The following is a 21885-nucleotide window of genomic DNA, read 5'->3' on the forward strand; positions in this document are numbered from 1 at the left end:
TCAAAAATGGTAATTTCGCAAGAATTCAAAAAACAAAAGAATGTCCACGAAAAAAGTCAATCCTTTTTTTCGATTTATAAGTAAAAACTTTAAGCGATTAGAGCGATTTATTTTTCTTTTAAAAACATTTTTAACGCCTAGACAATTTATCTACTTTTCTTGTGTCTTGGTTGGAATTTCTTCGGCTTTAGCAGTAATAATTCTTAAAGCTTTTGCTCACAAAGTTTATCAATTTTCACAATATTTAGACGGTTATCTTCATTTACCTTACAGTAATAGTATTTTACCTGTCATTGGAATTATTTTAACTGTTTTTGTAGTAAAAAAATTCCTAGACGGAAGCATTCAAAAAGGAACTTCACACATCATGTATGCAGTTGCAAAAAAAGATGGAATTCTTCCAAAAAAACAATTGTATTCGCAAATTATAACCAGTTCCTTAACTGTTGGTTTAGGAGGAAGTGCCGGATTAGAGTCACCAATTACAGTTACTGGTGCTGCTTTTGGTAGCAACTATGCTCAAAATTATAGATTAAGTTATAAAGATAGAAGTTTATTATTAGCTTGTGGTGTAGCAGCCGGAATTGCAGCTGCATTTAACGCTCCAATTGCTGGAGTTCTATTTGCGATTGAAGTCGTTTTAGCAGAAATAAGTATCACCGCTTTTATTCCGATTATGATTAGTGCTGCAACTGGAGCATTAATTTCAACAATTGTATTAGATGAAGATATTTTAATTTCTTTTAAAAACGTACAAAGCTTTGATTATCATAACATTCATTTTTATGTTTTATTGGGTTTATTATCGGGATTAGTCTCCATTTATTATGCTCGTAATTTTAGAAAAATTGAAAACTATTTTGGTAAAAGTAAATTGGGAATATATCAAAAAGCCTTATTTGGTGCAGGATTATTGGCGATATTAATTTTCTTATTTCCAACACTTTTTGGTGAAGGATATGCCAGTATTAAAACCATTGCAGATAATCATCCCGAAAAAATATTAGAAAACACATTACTACATGGTTTTGGAGACAACAAATGGATTTTATTATTCTTCGTTGGAGCAACAATGATGGTTAAAGTTTTTGCAACTGGACTAACATTAGGTTCTGGTGGAAATGGAGGAAACTTTGCTCCTTCTCTATTTGTGGGTTCTTATTTAGGATTTGTATTAGCCTATTTTGTGAATTTAATTGGACTAGCCAAATTACCTATTACAAATTTCACTTTAGTTGGAATGGCTGGAGTTTTAAGTGGCTTATTTCACGCACCGTTAACAGCTATTTTCTTGATTGCTGAAATAACAAGTGGTTATGAATTAATGGTTCCTTTAATGATTGTTTCTTCTGTAAGTTATGCTATTTCCAAACGTTTTGAACCTTATTCATTTGACATTAAACATTTAGCAGACAAAGGAGAAGTTTTTACAGATAACAAAGACAAAAACATATTGACTTCTTTAGAATTATCAAAACTTATACAAACAGATTACATAACTATTTCAATTACTCCAAATCTAGAGGAATTAATTGAAAAAATTCAGCAAACTGATCAATTTGTATTTCCTGTTTTGAATAATAAAGAAGAGTTAGAAGGACTAATTTATTTAGATAACGTTAGGAAGTATATATTTTCTCCATTTAAAATAAAATACACTACGATAAATGAAGTAATGCAACAGCCAAAAGAAATCATTTTTTATGATGAGACTATGGAAACAGTCATGGAAAAGTTTGAAAACAGTGGTTCAACTATTCTTCCTATTTTAAAAAACGGAAAATTTATTGGTTTTGTTTCTAAACAATTTGTACTTGTAAAGTATCGAGAAAAATTAAAAGAAATGATTATTGAATAAAAAAAGTCTTTCTAAATTAACACTCAGAAAGACTTGGTACATTATTTCGATTTTTCTCCCACAAAAAAGTCACTAGAATTTTTAAATAAGACATTAAAAGTAGTTAAACTTCCATAACATCTTGTAATGTATTGCTGTAATTCAATTTTTTCTGAAGATTCTAAATTACTTGAATTTATTTTTTGTTCCATAACACGTAATCGATCTCTAACCATTACAATTTTGTTAAAAAAAGTATCAATCGGAATTTCTTTATTTTGAGTTTGCGTTCCTGGTTCTAAAAGTATTTTTCCACCTTTCCATTTGTCAGCAATAGAGACTTTAGGTCCAATGTCACTATATTTTTCTAACAAATTTTTTAGAGCTTTTTCTACTTCAAAAAAACTAACTGAATCTACTTCGTCTTCTAAAGCTTCAATAACTTCAAGTTCAGAATCTAATTCTATAGTTTCTAATCCATTTTCGATAAAAGTTACCCAATAAAATTTTGGAGAAACGTTTGTAACAACTCCTACACCATATTCGTTATGCTTTATTCTTGAACCTATTCCTAGTAACTTCATATTCTATAATTTTTTATTCAAAAATAGAAAATCTTAACTAAATTCTATAATATGTTATTCAAAATTTCTCTTTAAAAATAGTATCTTTGCTTTTTGCCAAAAATTATGTTGAAAACAGAAGAAACTATCGAAATTATTGGAGCTCGTGTCCATAATTTAAAAAATATAGATGTAATAATTCCAAGAGAAAAACTGGTGGTAATCACTGGTGTTTCAGGTTCAGGAAAATCATCATTAGCCTTTGATACTATTTATGCTGAAGGACAAAGAAGGTACATTGAAACCTTTTCTGCTTATGCACGCCAATTTTTAGGTGGTTTAGAACGTCCAGATGTCGACAAAATTGACGGACTTTCTCCGGTTATTGCCATCGAACAAAAAACTACTAGTAAAAGTCCACGCTCAACCGTTGGAACGATTACTGAAATATATGATTTTCTACGTCTTTTGTACGCTAGAGCTGGTGATGCTTATAGTTACAATACGGGAGAAAAAATGGTTTCCTATTCTGATGAACAAATTAAGGAATTGATTCTTAATGATTTCAATGGTAAACGAATCAATATTTTAGCTCCAGTAGTACGTTCTCGTAAAGGTCATTATCGCGAACTTTTTGAACAAATTGCTAAACAAGGTTTCTTAAAAGTTAGAGTTGATGGAACAATTCGTGATTTAGATGTCGGAATGAAAGTCGATCGTTATAAAATGCATGATATCGAAATCGTTATTGATAGAATGGCAATTGACGAAACAGAAGACACTGATAAACGTTTGACTGAAACTATCAGAACAGCCATGTATCACGGTGATGATATTTTAATGGTTATTGAACAAGAAAGTCAAGAAGTACGATACTTTAGTCGTAATTTAATGTGCCCATCTTCTGGTATTTCTTATCCAAATCCAGAGCCAAATAATTTTTCATTCAATTCTCCAAAAGGTGCTTGTGAAAACTGTAACGGTCTTGGTGTTGTGAATGAAATTAATTTGAAAAAAATTGTTCCAAATCCAAAATTATCCATAAAAGCTGGTGGTTTTGCTCCATTAGGTGAAATGAAATCGACTTGGATTTTCAAACAATTAGAACTTATTGCTCATAAATATGAGTTCAAACTTTCTGATGCTATTGAAACTATTCCTCAAGAAGCTATGAATATGATTTTGAATGGTGGAAATGAAAAGTTCGAAGTAGTTTCAAAAGTAATGGGAATTACCAAAGACTATAAAATTGATTTTGAAGGAATTTCAAATTTTATTAAAAATCAATATGAAGAAAGCAACACAGCTTCTTTAAAACGTTGGGCAAAGGAATTCATGGACGAAAATGATTGTCCAGCTTGTGAAGGAAGTCGTTTACGTAAAGAATCACTTTATTTTAAAATTAACGAAAAAAATATCGGTGAGTTAGTTCACATGGATATCAATGAATTATTTGATTGGTTCAAAGAATTACCGCAATATTTATCCGAAAAACAAAATGCAATCGCTGTTGAAGTTATCAAAGAAATTGAAGCTCGTTTGCAATTTTTATTAGATGTTGGATTGAATTATTTGACCATAAACAGAAGTTCAAAATCACTTTCTGGTGGTGAAGCACAACGAATTCGATTGGCAACACAAATTGGTTCACAATTAGTTGGAGTATTGTATATTTTAGATGAACCTAGCATTGGTTTACATCAAAGAGATAATGAAAGGCTTATAAAATCTTTAGAAAACTTACGTGATATAGGAAATTCAGTCATAGTTGTAGAACACGACAAAGACATGATTGAACGTGCTGATTACGTAATTGACATTGGTCCAAAAGCAGGAAGATTTGGTGGAAGAATAATAAGCGAAGGAACACCAAAAGAATTATTAAAAGAAAATACCATAACTGCTCAATACATGAGTGGTAAAATGAAAATAGAAGTTCCAACGGAAAGAAGAAAAGGAAACGGAAAAATCTTAAAACTATCTGGTGCAACAGGAAATAATTTAAAAAATGTTACGGTTGAATTTCCATTAGGCCAAATGATTTGCGTTACTGGAGTTTCAGGTTCAGGAAAATCTACTTTGATTAACGGAACACTCTACCCTATTTTAAATGCTCACTTTTTTAATGGTGTAAAAAAACCACAACCTTACAAAAAGATTGAAGGACTTCAACATATAGATAAAGTAATTGAGATTGATCAAAGTCCGATTGGTCGAACTCCAAGAAGTAATCCAGCCACTTATACTGATGTGTTTTCTGAAATTAGAAAACTTTACACCATGACACCAGAAGCCATGATTCGTGGTTACAAAGCTGGTCGTTTTAGTTTTAATGTTAAAGGTGGAAGATGTGATACATGTGAAGGTTCTGGAGTTAGAACTATTGAAATGAGTTTCTTGCCTGATGTTTATGTAGAATGCGAAACTTGTCAGGGAAAACGTTTTAATAGGGAAACTTTAGAAATTCGTTACAAAGGAAAATCAATTTCAGATGTGTTGAATATGACAGTTGATGAAGCGGTTGATTTTTTTGAATTGATTCCAAAAATATATAGAAAAGTAAAAACCATTCAAGATGTTGGATTAGGTTATATTACATTAGGACAACAAAGTACGACACTTTCTGGTGGTGAAGCACAACGTATTAAATTAGCTTCAGAATTATCTAAAAAAGACACAGGAAATACTTTTTATATTTTGGATGAACCTACAACAGGATTGCATTTTGAAGACATTAGAGTATTAATGGGTGTTTTAAATGAATTAGTTGACAGAGGAAATACTGTTGTAATTATTGAACATAATTTAGACGTAGTCAAACTTGCCGATTATGTAATTGATATTGGTTATGAAGGTGGAAAAGGCGGTGGACAATTAGTTGCAAAAGGAACACCAGAAGAAATTGTAAAAAATAAAAAAAGTTACACAGCGCAATTCTTGAAAAAAGAATTAATTTAGCATGTTTGTTTAATTATAAAAGAAAAGAATATGTCAACAGATCAATACGAAAATGACGATCAAAGAATACAAGAAAAACTAAAGCAAAAGACTTGGAATGAAATAAGAACTAACGATTCTTGGGCAATTTTTAAAATTATGTCCGAATTCGTAAATGGATACGAAGCAATGGGAAGAATTGGTCCTTGCGTATCTATTTTTGGTTCAGCTAGAACAAAATCAGATGATCCAAATTATTTATTAGCCGAAAAAATTGCCTACAAAATAAGTAAAGGAGGTTATGGAGTAATTACAGGTGGTGGTCCAGGAATAATGGAAGCCGGAAATAAAGGAGCTCATTTTGGTGGTGGAACTTCAGTAGGTTTAAATATTGAATTACCTTTTGAACAACATTTTAATCCTTATATTGATAGAGATAAAAACTTAAATTTTGATTACTTCTTCGTTAGAAAAGTAATGTTTGTAAAATACTCACAAGGTTTTGTAGTAATGCCTGGTGGATTTGGAACATTAGATGAATTGTTTGAAGCAATCACTTTAATCCAAACTAAGAAAATCGCTAAATTTCCAATTATTTTAGTAGGTACAGAGTTTTGGTCCGGTTTAATGGATTGGGTAAAAACTATGTTAATTGAAAAGTTTAAAACAGTTAGTCCAGATGATTTAAATTTGATTCAGATTGTAGATAATGAAGATCAAGTTTTAGAGGCTTTAGATACTTTCTATAAGAAATATAATTTGTCTCCTAACTTTTAATAAAACAAAAAAGTCCTTCAAAACGAAGGACTTTTTTTTATGACTTATTTTAAAAATCTAACTATCTAACAATAATCTTTTTAATAATACTTGAGTTTTCATTTGAAACCTTAACCAAATAAACTCCAGCCGTTACATCATTTAATGAAAGTGTAACTTCATTTGTAAATTTAACTTCTTTTATCTTTTGTCCAGTGATTGAGAAAACTTCAGCTTTAGCTTCAGATTCAATTCCAGCAATTATAATATAATCTGTTGTTGGATTTGGATAAACCACAACTTTTGAAGCTACAAAATTATCGTTTCCTAAAGTATAAGGTTGTCCCACATTACTTCCAAAAATATAACTCGCTAAATCTGGATTATCAATAAATGGGTTTCTATTAATTTGCCATGTATAGATATAATTATTTCTATTCATTTCAAAATCATCTGGTGGATCTTGTTGGTGCCATTGTAACAATGTAGCTAAATCTCCAATATAACCTGTTGGTGATTCTGAAACATCACCGTTAACAACATTTAAAGCATTATATCTTACATCCATATACATTAACGCTCTTGCTACATCACCTTTCCACGAACCTAATGTACCAGTTGGTCCAGCATACATTGTAGAAGTATTTACATTTCCAAAATTTTTATTGCTACGAAAACTGTTTTCTGAACCATCTTCTGCTCTAATATGATGCGCATCACCATGACCTGTCAATAAATCATTTGCATTTGTTGGCAACCAAATATCAATTCCGTCTGCTGTGGAAGAAGTTCCATCTTGAAAACCACCTCTAGATTGTGCAAAAATATGTTCTCTGTTCCAAACCCCAATATTATAGTTACTCGTTTGATAATCTAATTTTGAACGTGATTGTTCCACATACATTAACCAAACTTGACTACTGTTTAATGGGTTAATATCACTAACTTTTAATATAGTTTCTACATCACCATAATTTTGAGCATGTACAACACTTGGATTGGCAATAATATCTTGCAAAGCTTGTTTTAATGTAGTTCCAGATAAACCATTAATTGTACTATAATATCCAGCTGGAGCTGTACTTGATACAATTCCAAAAGTTGGATTCAAAGGTGTTCCCCAAGGTTGTACAATAAAATTTGCATCATGAACTCTTACTTTAACGTTATTTCGGTTCATCATATAGCCCGTAGGAACAGTGGCTACATATATATTTAATGTTTCATCATCTTCATTAACTCCATCGTTTAACAATTGTATTGTTTTAACAACTGTTGTTTGTCCGACTGGAATAATTACATTTAAATCTCCTGTAAAATCACTTGAATTAAAACTTCCATTATCTAAAACATAGGTAAAACTTAAATCGCTTCCAGAGATTGCCAAATTTGCAGTAAAAGTTATTGTTAAACTAGTTGCTTCATCAACTTCGGCTGAAGATGTAGTTATATTTATTCTTGTTATAGGAATCCCTGAGCCATCATTATTTGCTCCTGGAGTTGGAATTTTTACTTCATAAGTACCATCGTTTTTTCTTTGAACTGACTTTGATGTAGAAGTCGCATTTTCAATATCTGCAGAACAAATAGTTATTCCTAAAATATTCATTAAAGCAGTAGGATAATTAGATGCATTATTGGTATAAGCTACTGCATCAATTAAATTAACATTAGTAGCTGCTGTGAAAAATGGAAAATCTGTATCGCTTCCTAAATATAGTGCCACTACATCTGGACCATTTTGAATGGTGTTATTTGGAATGTTTCCTGCAGGAGCTGGAGACACTTGAGTATTTCCAACATGTACAATTCCATTTATATCCGTTACATAACCATCTAGATCAAAAGTGTAATAGCTTGAAATTCCTGAATAAGGTGCAGAACTACCTGCATTATAAAAAACCAACACATACCCATCTAGAGATAAGTTTGGCGTGCTTGATTTCAATTCTATAAATTCGTAAAAATCAGTACTAGGATTATCACCATCTACTTCATTTATAACTATTTGTGAAAAAATAAAATTTGAAATAAAAAGTGAAAAAATTAAGAGTATTTTTTTTGACATAATATTTTTTTTTTCAAAGATAACCTTTTAATAGCGAATGAAAAGAAATCATCGTTAAACTAATATTAATTTATAATAAAAATATTGAGCATATAGTGCTTCTTAACTATTGATTTTGCTATATTTACACTCAAAAAATTGCTAAAATTTGAAAACATTTCGTTTCATACTAATCATACTATTGCTTCAAACTAATGTTTGGGCTCAACATAGTATAAATTTGAATGTAAAAGTTGATACTGAAAAACACCTTTTATACATTCAACAAGAAATTTTGTATGCAAATAACACAAGTGATACACTGCATTCAATTTTATTAAATGATTGGAATAATGCCTTTTCTTCAAAAAATTCTGCACTAGCTAAACGATTTTCAGATGAATTTTCAAGAGTTTTTCACTTAGCCAAAGAGGAAGATAGAGGATTTACAAAAATAAACGCTGTAGTAGACGAAAAGTTTAATCAAGTTATATGGGAATATTTTGATGAAAGGGTCGATCTTATAAAACTTTGTTTAAACAAACCCATATTACCAAATTCTCAACAGAAATTTCTTTTTAATTATATCGTAAAAATTCCAAATGAAAAATTTACAAAATACGGTTTTGATAATAATGGAAAAATAAACCTAAAAGATTGGTTTCTATCAATTCCAAGATATGAAAACAAACAATTTATAGCTCAAAGTAATGAAAATTTAGATGACATTTCGAATGCTGTTAGCGATTATAAAATTGATATTGAATTTCCGAAAAATTATCAGGTTTTTAGTGATTTTAATCAAAAAGAGTTGTTTGAAGATTTAGCTAGTAAAAAACACACCCTAACCGCAAAAAGAAGACAAACAGTTTCTTTAATTTTAGAACCAATTAATGCAGTTTCATTCAAAAGTTATAAAAATGAAAATGTAGAAGTAATTTCTAATTTTGAAGACAAACGTTTATCTGAAATTGAAATAGCTTTAGTTATTGATAAAGTTACTAAATATGTTTCTAGTCAAATTGGAAGCCCAAAAGAAAATAAAATTATTGTTTCCAACGATGATTATAATAAAAATCCTTTTTATGGTGTTAATCAATTACCTTCTTTCATAAATCCTTTTCCAGATGAGTTTATATTTGAAGTGCGCTTTTTAAAGACTTATTTGAATAATTTATTAAAAGAAAAAATCCTAATAAACCACAGAAAAGACCATTGGATTGAAGAAGGAATTCAACAGTATATTTTAATGAATTACATTGATTATCACTATCCAAAATTCAAAATGATGGGAAGTTTATCAAAAATAAAATTATTAAAAGGCTATAATATTCTTACTACAGATTTTAATGATCAATTTTATTATGTTTATTTATTAATGGCTAGAAAAAACTTGGATCAACCAATAGGAAGTGATAAAAATTCTTTAATTAAATTCAACGAACAGATAGCCGGAAAATATAGAGCAGGTTTAAGTTTACGTTATTTAGATTCTTATTTAGAAAATAATATAGTTCAAAAAAGTATAGTTGAATTTTTGAATATGAATAATAGTGTACAAACCTCAAGATATGACTTTGAATATATTTTAAATCAAAATGCACAAAAAGACATTGATTGGTTTTTTAATACAGTAATTAATAAAAGAGATTTAATTGATTTTAAATTTGGCGTTATTAAAAAACAAAAGGATTCAATAAGTGTTTCAATTAAAAACAAAACTTTAACCAATGTACCAATTCCTTTGTATGGTATAAGTAACGACACTATTGTTTACAAAAAATGGCTTACAAATATAAAAAAAGATACAACTTTTGTAATTCCAAGAAATAATATTGACAAATTAGTCTTAAACTATAAAACAGAAGTACCTGAATTTAATCTAAGAAACAATTGGCACTCATTAAATGGATTTATTTTCAATAATAGACCCTTAAAATTTACTTTTTTTAAAGATTTAGAAAACCCATATTACAATCAAATTTTTTATGTTCCAACGGCCGAATATAATTTATATGATGGTATAAAAATTGGAATGAAAATCAACAATCGTTCCATCTTAAACAAACCTTTTACTTTTGATATTTCTCCAGAATATTCATCTAATACACAAAAAATTGTTGGAGGCATTTCCGGAATGGTAAATCAAAATGTTCGTGAAGGCCGTTTGTACAATATACGCTATTCTATGTCTGCATCAACCTCTCATTATGCACCAGAGGCTTTATATACTAGAATTATTCCAACTATTCAGTTTAGGTTTAGAGATAATAATTTTAGGTACAATAAAAATGAATACATTCAATTAACGCAATACTATGTAAATAGAGAAAAATCTAGTTTCACAACTGATTCAAATACAGATAATTACTCTGTTTTTAATGCTAGATATTACAATATTCAGTCAGAAATAACAAAATATTACTCCTTTCACACCGATTTACAAATTGCAAATTCATTTGGAAAAATAGCCGCTGAAATTGAATATAGAAAGCTTTTTGAAGACAACAGAAGAATAAACCTTCGTTTTTATATTGGAACTTTCATGTATAGAAGCACAAATTCAGATTTTTTTAGTTTTGGAGTGGATCGACCTACTGATTATTTATTCAATTATAGCTTATTAGGTCGTTCTGAGTCAACTGGAATATTTAGCCAACAATACGTTATGGGAGAAGGTGGTTTTAAATCTAAGTTTGATACTAGATATGCAAACCAATGGATTTCTACTATTAATGGAAGTTTTAACATTTGGAATTGGATTGAAGTATATAGTGATGTTGGGTTGTTTAAAAACAAATCTATAAAACCTAAATTTATTTATGACAGTGGAATTCGCTTAAACCTTGTGCCAGATTACTTTGAATTATATTTTCCTGTTCAGTCAACTAATGGTTTTGAACTAAATCAACCAAATTATAGTCAAAAAATACGTTTTGTAGTTACATTAAGTCCAAAAACATTAATTTCTCTATTTACCCGAAAATGGTTTTAGTTATATTTATTGAAAGATAATCACATATAAGTAACTTTTTGTCACATATATTTAACAAAAAAGCTATATTTTATGAATAATTTATTTTATGTTTAAAAAACTATTTCAAAAAGCGTAAAATATTCATTCTATTTATTAAATTTGTACCAAACCCAATTGTATACTTTATGGAAGCAAAAACCAAACAAAATATTTCATTCGAAGATTTCAAGCAAGAAGTTCTTTCTGATTTAAAAATTGCTATTACTAGTAGAGAATGTAGTCTTCTTGGTAGAAAAGAAGTTCTAACAGGAAAAGCTAAGTTTGGAATTTTTGGTGATGGAAAAGAAGTTCCTCAATTAGCCTTAGCGAAAGCGTTTAAAAATGGTGATTTCCGTTCTGGTTATTATCGTGATCAAACTTTTATGATGGCAATTGGTGCATTAAATATCGAACAATTTTTTGCTGGTTTATATGGTCATACCAATTTGGAAAATGACCCTATGAGTGCTGGTCGTCAAATGGGTGGACACTTTGCAACTCATAGTTTAGACGAAAATGGAAATTGGAACAACTTGACTTTACAAAAAAATTCAAGTGCTGATATCTCTCCTACTGCTGGACAAATGCCTCGTTTGTTAGGATTAGCTCAAGCTTCAAAAATATATAGAAACGTAAACGGAATTACCAATAAAACTAACTTTTCAATAAATGGAAATGAAGTTGCTTGGGGAACAATAGGAAATGCTTCAACTTCTGAAGGTTTATTTTTTGAAACAATAAATGCTGCTGGAGTTTTACAAGTACCAATGGTAATGAGTGTTTGGGATGATGAATATGGAATTTCGGTTCACGCAAGATATCAAACTACAAAAGAAAATATTTCTGAAATTTTAAAAGGATTTCAAAGAGATGAAGATAATAATGGTTACGAAATATTAAGAGTTAAAGGTTGGGATTATCCAGCTTTAATTGAAACGTATCAAAAAGCTTCAAAAATTGCTAGAGAAGAACACGTTCCTGTTTTAATTCACGTTCAAGAATTAACACAACCACAAGGACATTCTACTTCTGGAAGTCACGAAAGATATAAAAATGCAGATCGTTTAGCTTGGGAAGCTGATTTTGATTGTTTAGCCAAAATGAAAACGTGGGCAATTGAAAATAATATTACTTCAGCTGAAGAAATTGAAGAGTTAGAAAAATCAATCAAAAAAGAAGTTTTAGAAGGTAAAAAGGCAGCTTGGAATGCTTATTTAAACCCTATTAAAACAGAACGTGATGAATTAGTAGAATTGTTAAACACTATTGCTTCAACAAGTTCGAACAAAGTCTTTATTGATAAATATGCTGCTGATTTAGCATCTATCAAAGAACCAATCCGAAAAGATACACTTTCAACAGCTAGAAAAGTTTTACGTCTTATCAAAAATGAAGACAGTAGAGCTAATTTATCAACTTGGATTTTTGGTTATAAAGAAACTATACAACCTAAATTTAGTTCACATTTATTCTCTTCATCAAAAGATGCTATTTCAAAAATAAACGAAATTAAACCAACTTTTGATAATGCAGCAGAAGATGTTGATGCAAGAGTTGTAATTAGAGATAATTTTGATGCTATTTTTTCAAAATATCCTGAAACTTTAGTTTTTGGGGAAGATGCAGGAAATATTGGTGATGTAAACCAAGGTTTAGAAGGAATGCAAGAAAAATATGGCGAATTCAGAGTTTCAGATGCTGGAATTCGTGAAGCAACTATATTAGGACAAGGAATTGGAATGGCAATGAGAGGTTTAAGACCAATTGCTGAAATTCAGTATTTAGATTATTTATTGTATGCTATTCAAATCATGAGTGATGATTTAGCGACACTTCAATATAGAACTAAAGGAAGACAAAAAGCACCTTTAATCATTCGTACACGTGGACACAGATTGGAAGGAATTTGGCATTCAGGTTCACCAATGGGAATGATTATCAATGCTATTCGTGGAATCCACGTTTTAGTACCAAGAAACATGACCAAAGCTGCAGGTTTTTATAATGCATTATTGCAAACAGACGAACCAGCTTTAGTTATTGAATGTTTAAATGGATATCGTTTAAAAGAAAAAATGCCTACTAATCTAGGAGAATTCACTACACCAATTGGAGTTGTTGAAACCATTAGAGAAGGAAAAGACATAACAATAGTTTCTTATGGTTCAACGATTAGAATTGTTGAACAAGCAGCTAAAGAATTACAAGAACATGATATCAATGTAGAAATTATTGATGTTCAATCTTTATTACCTTTCGATTTAAATCATGATATCGTAAAAAGTATTCAAAAAACAAATCGTTTATTAGTGGTTGATGAAGATGTTCCTGGTGGAGCAAGTGCTTACATGTTACAAGAAATTGTAGAAAATCAATCAGCTTATAACTATTTAGACAGCAAACCACAAACCTTAGCTGCAAAACCACACAGACCATCTTATGGAACTGATGGTGATTATTTCTCAAAACCAAGTATTGAAGATGTCTTTGAAAAGGTTTATGAAATAATGAATGAAGCTAATCCTAGTAAATATTCTAGTTTGTATTAGAAATAAAAAAAACCTCAAATTAAATTTGAGGTTTTTTTTTACAAATTTTATTTTCCAAAACTTTTTTGTTTATATTTGACTATCAAAACATTAACCCAAACCTCAATCAACTATGAACAAAACTACCATTAAGTTATTCATTTTATTTTCGTTTTTTATTAGCCAAACGTACGCACAAATTGGTACTACTTGCCAAGATCCAATTCTAATAACTAGTATTCCATATGTTGCCCAAGATAACACATCTAATTATTTAGATTTAGTTGATGGTTCACCTGGCTCTAGTGGTTGTGGAACTACAGGAACATATTTAAATGGAAATGATGTATTTTATAGTTTTACAGCAACTAATTCAAATCCAATTACAATAACTTCACAAACAAACTCAACTTGGTCTGGTTTATTTGTTTATAATAATTGTGCAAATATAGGAGTTAGTTGTGTTGCAGGTAGTACCTTAGGAAATGGAACTACTACTGCTGATTCTGTAATTATAAACCCTACAGTTGGTCAAACATATTATATAGTAATTTCAACTTGGGCTACTAATACTAATAACCAAAATATTCCTTATTCTTTAACAATAACAGAAAACACCTGTACTAATATGAATGCAACTTTTGCAGTTGCCTCTAATTGTGCTAGTGGAACTGGCACATTTTTTGTAAATGCTAATGTTACAAGTATGGGTTCAGCAACTTCTATAGTTGGAACTACAACACCTGCTTCAACATCTCAAACTTTGACAAGTAGTGGGCAATTGCAATTTGGCCCATTTACAAACGGAACCAATGTTCAAGTTAACCTTCAAAATCAACAAGATGTAAATTGTTTTAAAAATAGTACAGCGTTAACTCAGACATTTTGTCCTGCAATAAATGATTTGTGTTCTGGTGCGATACCTATCACTTGTTCAAGTACAGTAACACAAACAACAGTAGGAGCAACAACTACAGGTGCTCCAACGACTACATGTGGAACTTCTGCTGGTTCTGGAGGACTTTGGTATTCTTACGTAGGAAATGGTGATATTACTACTTTTTCATTATGTGGATCTGCATTTGATACTAAAATTCAAGTTTTTACAGGAAGTTGTGGAGCTTTTACTTGTGTTACAGGAAATGATAATTCTTGTGGAAATCAATCTCAAGTTCAAATTGCAACTACTACTGGAACTATTTATTATGTCTATGTTTTTGGTTTTGGAACCAATCAAGGTGTTTTTACTTTAAATACAAGTTGTATTGTTCCTCCTCCTGCTCCATCTAATGACAATTGTGATAATGCTTTCGTATTAAATGTTAATGCAAATGGAGTATGTACAAATGTAACATCTGGCTCTGTTTATGGAGCAACTTCATCTCCACAAACAAATGCTTGTCTTGGAACAGCTGATGACGATGTTTGGTATTCTTTTACAGCTACAGAAACCTCACACATAATAAATATTCAAAATATAGTTGGTTCGACTCAAAATTTAAATCTAACTGTTTATGCTTCATCTAGTACAACAAATGCATGTGATAATTTAACTCAGCTTCAATGTACTCAACTTAACATGAGTAGTTACAATAGTTTTATAGTAGGAGAAGTTTATTATATTAGAGTTTATTCAGAAACGGCTACACCTTTACAAACAACAACTTTTGATATCTGTGTTTCTACATTTCCTCCTTCTCCTTCAAATGATTTATGTACAAATTCAATTAATGTAGTTGTTAATAGCTCTACTGAATGTCAATCGGCTACTTCTGGAACTTTAACTAGTGCAACACCTTCAAGTTCAACTTATACTTGTGGTACTGCATCAACAAATGATGTTTGGTTTCATTTTACGGCACTAAATACTTCTCATAGTATATCATTAAACAATATTATTGGCAATAACAATAATATCTCTTTTGCTGTTTACAATAATGACTGCTCAAATCAAATAGAATTTTTATGCAGCAATACTACAAGTGGAATTGCATCAAATTTAGTAATTGGGCAAGAGTATAAAATTAGAATATTTAACACTTTTTTGCTACAAAATCAAATACTTAATTTTGATATATGTATAAGATCATTAGATTGTGGTAATTCAAGTGAAATAACTGGTCTTGGAGTACAATATCAAAATATAGTTGGCTTTCCAAGTTATGGAAATATTAATTGCTTATTCACAACACCTAATCCAAATTGGTTCTATTTTCAAGTAAATGAAACTGGTAATTTATCTGGTGTTATTACCCAAGTAACAAGTGGTGGTAGCGGAATTGATATTGACTATTCATTATGGGGTCCATTTACAGCTCAAGAGCTAGCAACAAGTTGTGGTAGTTTATATGATTTTCCTGATGGAAATATAAACATTCCAAATAATGTAATTGGCTGTAGTTATTCTGCAGCATCAGTAGAACAAATAAGTATTCCTAATGCAATAGCTGGTCAATATTACATAATTTTAGTAACCAATTTTAGCAACCAAGTTGGTGTTGTAAATATTGAATTAAATGGAGCAGCTAATAACAATCTTGATTTAAGAGCCTTTTTAGACCTAAATAATAACGGTACAAAAGAAAATAACGAAACTTATTTTAATAGTGGTGAATTCTTAGTTGATACAAATAATTCAGGAACATTTACAAATTATATTTCTTCTACAGGAAAATATAAAATTTATCCTGCCTTACCTACTGATTTAATTGATGCTAGTTTCTCAGTTAATTCTGAATATAATGGTTTTCTAAACTCTACAACTACATATAATGATTTAAGTATTGCAGCATTAACAGCTTCCAATCTTTTTTATTTTCCAATAAGTGTAGTTCAGCCTTTTACAGATGTTAGAGTTAATATACTTCCTGTAACTCCTCCAAGACCAAATTTAACCTACAAAAACAAAGTTGTCATAAAAAATAATGGAGTAATTGCAGTAAATGGAACTGTTACATTTCTAAAACCAAGTCAAGCAACCATGGTAACTACAGATAATGCATCTGCTATCATTAATACTAATGGTTTTACTTTGGATTATACCAACTTACAACCTCAAGAGTCAAGAACTGTTTTTGTAAGTATGTCTTTGCCGAATGTTCCTATTGTAAATATTGGAGATTCAGTAGCTGCAAATGTAAGTATAACTTCATCTACTACTGATATTAACTTAGGCGACAATGATGATCAACTTATTCAGTCTATTGTTAACTCTTATGATCCGAATGATAAAATTGAGAATCATGGACCACAAATTTTAATAAATACGTTTACAACCGATGATTATCTGTTCTACACGATTCGTTTTCAAAATACTGGAACAGCAGATGCTTTAAATGTTAGATTAGAAGATGTTTTAAATTCTCAGTTAAATCCTGAAACAATTAGAATATTAAGCTCAACTCATTACTATCAGGTAGTAAGAAATGGAAATAATTTAACTTTTAACTTTCCTGGAATAAACTTACCACCATTATCTCAAAATGAAGAATTAAGTCAAGGATCTATTTCCTTCAAAATAAAACCAAATGCTGGTTTTGCTGTAAATGATATAATCCCAAACACTGCTGAAATTTATTTTGATTCAAATCCAGCCATCATTACAAATACATTTCAAACAACTTTTGTTAATACATTGTCAAATGAAAATTTCTTGTTGGATGAAATAGCAATTTATCCAAATCCAACAAATGAAATATTAAATATTAAATATGGAACTTCAACTATTGACATAAAATCAATTGAAATTCATGATTTATTAGGAAAAGTGGTTTATCAAACTAAATCGAAAACGGAATTAATAAATGTATCTTCTTTAAATAGTGGAATTTATTTAATAACAATTTCAACAGAAAATAGTGGTAAAATAGTTAAGAAATTAATTAAAAATTGATATAGATTTCAATAAGTACTATAAATCCTCAAATTAATTTTTGAGGATTTTTTTTTTACAAATCGAATTTTTAAAAATAAATTATGTTTATATTTGATTTTTAACCAACTAACAAGCTTTTTCAAATATGAATAAAACTACTTTCTACATTTTTATGTTTATGCTGTTTTCTTTCGCTTCTTATGCACAATTTGAAGATTTTGAAGGAACATCAGTTCCAACTGGAGGAAATTGGATTTTAAATTCAGGTACATGGAAAGTTTTTGATAATGGAATTGGACTTGCTCAATCTTGGAGCGTTATTCCTTCACCAAGTTCTTGTAATGGTCGTTCCGCATATTTAAGCAAAGAAACAGTTGCAAATGGAACTTTTGCAGAAGATTGGTTAGTTACACCACAAGTCTTGATTCCAAATAACGGCCAGCTTCGATTTTCTACAAAACAAACTTTAGCTGCAAATTTTGGCAGTATTTATACTATTAGAGTATCTACAGTTTCTCAAACTGATGTTGCAAGTTTTACAACTATCCAAACTTGGGATGAAACAGATTTAAATGCAGTATATAATGTATGTGAAGAAAAAATAGTTTCACTATCTGCTTTTGCTGGCCTACAAGTTTATGTTGCATTTGTAATGACAAATAATAATGGTGATCGTTGGATAATTGATGATGTTGATTTTGCAGAACAATGTTTAGATCCTATAAATTTAACAGCTACAAATAACACAACAACATCAGCAGATTTAAGTTGGACTAACCCAAGTAGCGCTACACAATGGGAAGTTGAAATTATTCCTGCAGGAACAAATCCTTCCGGTACTGGAACAATAACAAATACTATTCCGTATACAGTTACAGGTTTAACTTCAAATACCTGTTATGATTATTATGTAAGAAGCTTGTGCACCTCTATCTATAAAAGTGAATGGGTTGGACCATATAATTTTTGTACTTTAAATATAGGCTCAAGTTGTGCAGAACCTTTCCCTGTTAGTAACTTACCATTTCAATCTACAGGTAACACAGCTTATCATTCAGATTTGATTGACGGAATTCCCGGTAGTTCTGGTTGTGGAACAACTGGAACCTATTTAGATGGAAATGATGTGTTTTATAGTTTTACAGCAACAAGCTCAAATTCTTTAATAATTAGTTCGCAAACAAATTCTACTTGGTCAGGATTATTTATCTATAATTCATGTTCAAATGTGGGTGTTAGTTGTGTTGCTGGTAATACTGGAGGAAATGGAACTACAACACCAGATAGAATTATTTTTACTCCAACTGCTGGACAAACTTATTACATAGTAATTTCTAGTTTGGCACAGCCTCAAACTGTAGATTATACTTTAACAATTCAGGAGGGTAGTTGTATTAACATGTATGTTGATTTTGAAAAAGTTTCAAATTGTAATAACATTCCAGATACTTTTTTCATTGAAGCAAATATTTATAATATGGGAACTGCTATTTCTATAGTAGGAACAAGTACACCTGCTTCTCCAACAGTTGTTCCATCAATAACATCACCAGGAACAATGCAGTTTGGACCATTTACAAATGGAACTAATGTAAATGTTCATCTACAAAACCAACAAGATGCAAATTGTTTTATATATAGTAATACAATGTCCCAATTGAGTTGTGATTTTGAAGATATGGTTTTTAAAGCATTTCTTGATTTAAACAATGACACTGTAAAACAGAATAACGAACCTTATTTTACTAATGGTACATTCCAGTTAGAGAAAAATAATTCTGGAAGTCCTATATTTAGAAATGCATATTCGGGCATAACCAATTTGAACGAAGTTTATTCTGTTGAACTAGTTGATGCTAGTTTTATAATTGATTCAGAATATAGCAGTTATTTGTCATCTTTATCAATATATGATGATTTAATTATTTCAACAAACCCAAGCAATAACGAATACTTTTTTCCAATCAGCGTTAATCAACCATTTCTTGATGAAAGTTTATACATTGGTGGAAGTTCACCAAGACCTGGTTTCACATATTATAACACAATAGTTTTTAAGAACAACGGAACAATTACTTCAAGTGGTGTAATATCATTTACAAAAGACCCTGATGTAGCCATAACCAGTGTTAGTAACACTTCAGCAATTATAAATTCTTCTGGTTTTACTTTAAATTATACTAATTTATTACCTCAAGAAACTAGATATCTTTCTGTAGAAATGTATGTTCCAAATATTCCAGTTGTTAATTTAGGTGATATAATAACTAATTCTGCCACAATAACTTCAACAGCTACAGATGTTAATTCATTTAATAATTCATTTAATATAAATCAAGTCATTATAGGTGCTTATGATCCAAATGATAAAATGGAGGCTCACGGTGAAACCATAAATATCAATTCATTTACAACAGATGATTATTTATTCTACACCATTCGTTTTCAAAATACAGGAACGGCTGATGCCATAAACGTTGAAATTCAAGATGCATTAAATTCACAGTTAAATCCAACAACATTAAGAATGATTGATGCAAGTCATAATTATATTTTAACAAAGGATAATAACCAACTAACATGGAAGTTTGCTGATATTAATTTACCAAGCAATTCGGTAAGTGAAGAATTAAGTCAAGGCTATGTTTCTTTCAAAATTAAGCCAAATCCTGGTTTTGCTGTTAACGATATGATTCCAAATACAGCCGAAATTTACTTTGATTTTAATCCTGCAATCATTACAAATACATTTCAAACTACATTTGTTAATCCATTATCAACTGAAAATTTCTTATCAAATGAAATTTCAATTTATCCAAATCCAACAAATGATATATTAAACATAAATTATGGAACTTCAACTATTGATATCAAATCAATTCAAATTCATGATATGTTAGGAAAAGTAGTTTATCAAAGTCAATCAAAAGTTGAACGTATTGACTTATCAAATTTCAATAGTGGTATTTATATAATTGCTATCTCAACAGAAAATAATGGAAAAATAACAAAGAAGTTAATTAAGAATTAGACCAAAATAAACTTCAAAAAAAATCCCGATTCAATTAAAATCGGGATTTTTCATATTTATAATTTTCTTCTTTGTTTTTCTGCTTTAATCAAACTTAATTCTCTACTAGTTTGTCCAGCTACAGAAGTGTTTTCTTCTGCTCTTCTTATTAAGTAAGGCATCACATCTCTAACAGGTCCAAAAGGCAAGTATTTAGCAACATTATATCCATGAGCCGCTAAATTGTAGCTAATATTATCGCTCATTCCATATAATTGTCCGAACCAAATTTTTGTATCATTTGGAGCAATATTTCTTTCTTTCATTTGTTGCATTAACATATATGAGCTTTCTTCATTATGCGTTCCAGCAAAAATGGACATGGAATCAATATGATCTAACATATAATCAACAGCTGCATTAAAATTATCATCTGTAGCTTGTTTAGAAGCACAAATTGGAGATTTATAGCCCTTTTCTTTAGCTCTTTCGTTTTCTTTTTCTAAATAGGCACCACGAACCAATTTCATTCCAATTACAAAATGTTCATTTTTAGCTTCATCATGCAATTTTTTCAAATAATCTAATCGATCCCAACGATACATTTGCAAGGTATTGAAAACAATAGCTTTTTCTTTGTTATATTTTTTCATCATTTGAGCTACTAAATCGTCAGCTGCATCTTGCATCCAACTTTCTTCAGCATCGATTAAAACGGCAACATCTTTTTCGTGAGCCACTTTACATAATTTATCAAAACGAGATATAACATTATTCCATTCTGCTTGTTCAGATGCATTTAATTCTTTCTTCTCCCCAACTTTTTGATACAAAGATAATCGTCCCAAACCAGTTGGTTTAAAAACAGCAAACGGAATAGCATCACGTTCTTTAGCAAATTCAATCGTTTTCATAACCATATCAAAAGCTGCATCAAATTGATCTTCTGCTTCTTTACCTTCCACTGAATAGTCTAAAACAGCAGAAACTCCTTTTGTAAACATGTTATCTACAACAGTTAAACAATCTTTTTCATTAACTCCACCACAAAAATGATCAAAAACCGTTGAACGAATTAATCCTTCAACTGGTAAATGAGCTTTTAAAGCAAAGTTAGTTACAGCCGTTCCAATTCTAACAAGTGGTTGACTTTCAATCATTTTAAACAAAAAGTAAGCCCTTTCTAATTCAGAATCACTTTTTAACGCAAAAGCAGTTTGTGTATTTGTAAATATTTTTTCCATTATTTTAAATTCAAAAAATCTATGCAAATATACGTTAGTCTTACTTATTTTTAAATAAAATTTACCTTATTTT

At 30.0% G+C, this 21885-nt stretch carries 10 protein-coding genes; 7 read left to right on the forward strand and 3 right to left on the reverse strand.

What is annotated here, in order from left to right:
* The first annotated feature begins 40 nt into the window (after positions 1-40).
* Entirely contained in the window at positions 41-1858 is a 1818-nt protein-coding gene (locus tag AAC008_RS11665; protein ID WP_339889462.1) for a chloride channel protein, read from the forward strand.
* A gap of 41 nt (positions 1859-1899) precedes the next feature.
* Here the strand turns inward: AAC008_RS11665 and AAC008_RS11670 are convergent, their stop codons facing one another.
* On the reverse strand, positions 1900-2421 hold the full coding sequence (locus tag AAC008_RS11670) for a hypothetical protein (protein ID WP_339889463.1): 522 nt from the start codon (positions 2419-2421) through the stop codon (positions 1900-1902).
* Positions 2422-2526: 105 nt separating this feature from the next.
* On the opposite strand from AAC008_RS11670, the gene uvrA reads away from it, so the two are divergent.
* Positions 2527-5358, forward strand: a complete 2832-nt coding sequence (gene uvrA / locus AAC008_RS11675; protein ID WP_339889464.1) for an excinuclease ABC subunit UvrA — start codon at positions 2527-2529, stop codon at positions 5356-5358.
* 30 nt (positions 5359-5388) lie between these two features.
* Positions 5389-6114, forward strand: coding sequence for a TIGR00730 family Rossman fold protein (locus tag AAC008_RS11680; protein WP_339889465.1), 726 nt, complete (start codon positions 5389-5391; stop codon positions 6112-6114).
* Between the two features lie 61 nt (positions 6115-6175).
* On the opposite strand, the gene AAC008_RS11685 is transcribed toward AAC008_RS11680, so the two are convergent.
* The gene (locus AAC008_RS11685) at positions 6176-8161 is read right to left on the reverse strand and encodes an endonuclease (protein WP_339889466.1); all 1986 of its coding nucleotides are present in this window, start codon (positions 8159-8161) and stop codon (positions 6176-6178) included.
* A gap of 148 nt (positions 8162-8309) precedes the next feature.
* Between AAC008_RS11685 and AAC008_RS11690 the strand changes: the two genes are divergently transcribed.
* The 4 genes from AAC008_RS11690 (at position 8310) to AAC008_RS11705 (ending at position 20589) form a co-directional block, all read left to right on the forward strand.
* Complete coding sequence (locus AAC008_RS11690; protein ID WP_339889467.1) at positions 8310-11135, forward strand: aminopeptidase; 2826 nt, start codon at positions 8310-8312, stop codon at positions 11133-11135.
* Between the two features lie 167 nt (positions 11136-11302).
* Positions 11303-13705, forward strand: a complete 2403-nt coding sequence (locus AAC008_RS11695) for a thiamine pyrophosphate-dependent enzyme (protein ID WP_339889468.1) — start codon at positions 11303-11305, stop codon at positions 13703-13705.
* Positions 13706-13817: 112 nt separating this feature from the next.
* Complete coding sequence (locus tag AAC008_RS11700) at positions 13818-17576, forward strand: T9SS type A sorting domain-containing protein (protein WP_339889469.1); 3759 nt, start codon at positions 13818-13820, stop codon at positions 17574-17576.
* 127 nt (positions 17577-17703) lie between these two features.
* The gene (locus AAC008_RS11705; protein WP_339889470.1) at positions 17704-20589 is read left to right on the forward strand and encodes a choice-of-anchor J domain-containing protein; all 2886 of its coding nucleotides are present in this window, start codon (positions 17704-17706) and stop codon (positions 20587-20589) included.
* A 56-nt stretch (positions 20590-20645) separates the two neighbouring features.
* Here the strand turns inward: AAC008_RS11705 and AAC008_RS11710 are convergent, their stop codons facing one another.
* Complete coding sequence (locus tag AAC008_RS11710; RefSeq protein WP_339889471.1) at positions 20646-21812, reverse strand: proline dehydrogenase family protein; 1167 nt, start codon at positions 21810-21812, stop codon at positions 20646-20648.
* Between the last annotated feature and the right edge of the window lie 73 nt (positions 21813-21885).

Origin of the sequence: uncultured Flavobacterium sp. (genome assembly GCF_963975515.1) — a bacterium.
Taxonomy (GTDB): domain Bacteria; phylum Bacteroidota; class Bacteroidia; order Flavobacteriales; family Flavobacteriaceae; genus Flavobacterium.